The sequence below is a fragment of the Nitrosomonas sp. Nm33 genome, from assembly GCF_900107265.1.
Taxonomy (GTDB): domain Bacteria; phylum Pseudomonadota; class Gammaproteobacteria; order Burkholderiales; family Nitrosomonadaceae; genus Nitrosomonas.
Genome location: NZ_FNPJ01000148.1, coordinates 1 through 2081 on the forward strand (window position 1 = coordinate 1; position 2081 = coordinate 2081).

Genomic DNA, 2081 nt, shown 5'->3' on the forward strand with positions numbered 1-2081 from the left:
AACAAAATCTTCGCTGCCAGACCAGAAAATCCTCCAGTTCCCGATTCACCATCCCTTCACTTGGCTCCTGGCTCGAGTTAAAAGAGGAATTTAGGTTCAACCGTATTCTGCAGGTATCCCATGGTTATACCTATGAATGGAAAGAAAAGGGCACGCCCTGCGATAATGTTAATCCGACCAGTATCAAAGTTAACGGCATAATGGTTGATCCGGAGAAGAGCTATCGGGTGACTGTGAACAGTTTCTTGGCTGAGGGAGGTGACCAGTTTTACGTTCTTAAAGAAGGTATCGACCGTATGGGTGGTGCCCTTGATCTTGATGCGCTGGAGGCCTATTTCGTCACAAACAGCCCTGTAGCACCAGGACCACAGAATCGCATCACGCTGCTGCCCTGATAATTAGCTGCTCACAGGATTGGTAGGTGCGAAAAACCTGATTTCTTGCATGCAGAAATAATGGAGAACATAACCCTATGACCTTTTCTGATAGTCATGTGCCGTACTGCTTGCAGTAACTCAGCTTCCCTGTTCTGCTGTTTTCCCATGCTTTTAGTTCTTCATCAGTCAAGGTTTTTTCTATTTTATCTTTTTTTTTCAAGGTGTTGCGCTGATTGAATTCAATTTCTTTATAAATAAACAAACGGTTTTACTAGTGCCAGGCAAGGGTAGGGTTCCCAGTTCTTAGTATTGGATAGCGTGAAAGATCGGTTATTCAGATCAATATCAGACCGTTTTAGCGTTGTAGTCTATTGACTACAGATAGTGATTCCAAAGCCTTTACCGGTTTAGAATACTTCCGCTCTAAAGATTGATCACCTTTTGATAAATCTCATCCCAGTTTTGGTATTCACTCCAATCGTTAGCCCAGTATTTCTGAATGAAATCCATAATAGCTAATTGTTCAGCCTGGCTTAAGGTATGCATTTTTTGTGCGAGTGCTGCATATTCCGGCATTAAATCCGTGAGTGAAATAGCCCCTTTATCATCCATGATGTCTGTCGCTATACTCAATGGCTGATGGGGTTCTACCCAATTGCCATCGTAAGTACTAAGGATCATTTGCCACTCATCCGTGGTGAGCTTTGGTAGTAATTGAATACTCATGATTGCTCCTCATAATTTTGCTCATTGCTAACGACTCGATTCGCTGTTGAATTAACTGATAAACTGTTTATCTATCGAATATTCTTGCGTGAATAAAATTTCAGATCCTGATCTTCACTTCAATTTGTTTCGCTATCCGAATCAGAGTTCCCGTGAGGGTGACATTATGTATATCACTCAAGCGATCGAATGTTCGCCACCATATTTCTTTGGGCTTTCAACTCATTTTATTCAGGATAACCGGTTTCCGGTCTAGCTGCACCTGCTTTTTATAGGTCTAACCGGTACATTTTTGGTGCGCCATTTGGTACATTGCTAATTTTGTGCTGACTCTACTTGCTACTTAGTCGCCCCTGAAATACTATAGAAACTAGCATAAATATTGGCATTGAGGGATACTGAAAAGGTATGGAATTTGCCAGAATTAATACTATTGACCCCTAATTTCTGGTGAATTGATGAAGCCAAAGAAGCAAGAACCCACCCCCTGTGATGATCTTTTTCGCATGAGACTGGAGCAGATGTTGGACCAGCGCCACGAGCTATACCGACTGGCAGGGAAGATTGACTGGTCGGTAGTAGAAGAGCGGTTTGAACGACTGTATTCAGATGAAGGCCGCCCAGCTATTCCGATCCGCTTGATGGTAGGGCTGCACTACCTGAAGCACACTTTCAATGAATCAGATGAAACGGTGGTGGAACGCTGGGTGGAGAATCCCTATTGGCAATACTTCTGTGGAGAAGAATACTTTCGCCACGAATTGCCAATCGATCCCAGCCAGATGACGAGATTTCGTGACCGCATAGGCGAAGCAGGCTGTGAATTCATGTTAAGTCTAACGGTGGTAGCAGGAATTGCCACGCAGACCGTATCAAAGACATCGCTCACAGCAGTAAACGTGGATAGCACGGTGCAGGAAAAAGCGATCAATTACCCGACAGATGCCCGGCTGTATCATAAGGCTGGAAGTGCACTGG

General features: G+C 43.9%; 4 protein-coding genes. 2 read left to right on the forward strand and 2 right to left on the reverse strand.

The window, feature by feature from the left end; genetic code table 11:
- Window positions 1–395, forward strand: a 395-nt coding sequence (locus BLV54_RS15090) for a 5'-nucleotidase C-terminal domain-containing protein (protein WP_176969810.1), incomplete at its 5' end; no start/stop codon positions are given.
- 94 nt (window positions 396–489) lie between these two features.
- Here the strand turns inward: BLV54_RS15090 and BLV54_RS16340 are convergent.
- Window positions 490–639: a hypothetical protein gene (locus BLV54_RS16340; RefSeq protein ID WP_176969811.1), complete on the reverse strand. Its 150-nt coding sequence runs from the start codon at window positions 637–639 to the stop codon at window positions 490–492.
- A 161-nt stretch (window positions 640–800) separates the two neighbouring features.
- Window positions 801–1103 carry a hypothetical protein gene (locus tag BLV54_RS15095; protein WP_090572398.1) on the reverse strand — a complete coding sequence of 101 codons (303 nt, stop codon included), beginning with the start codon at window positions 1101–1103 and terminating at the stop codon, window positions 801–803.
- A 458-nt stretch (window positions 1104–1561) separates the two neighbouring features.
- Between BLV54_RS15095 and BLV54_RS15100 the strand changes: the two genes are divergently transcribed.
- Window positions 1562–2081, forward strand: a 520-nt coding sequence (locus tag BLV54_RS15100) for a transposase (protein WP_143032522.1), incomplete at its 3' end; no start/stop codon positions are given.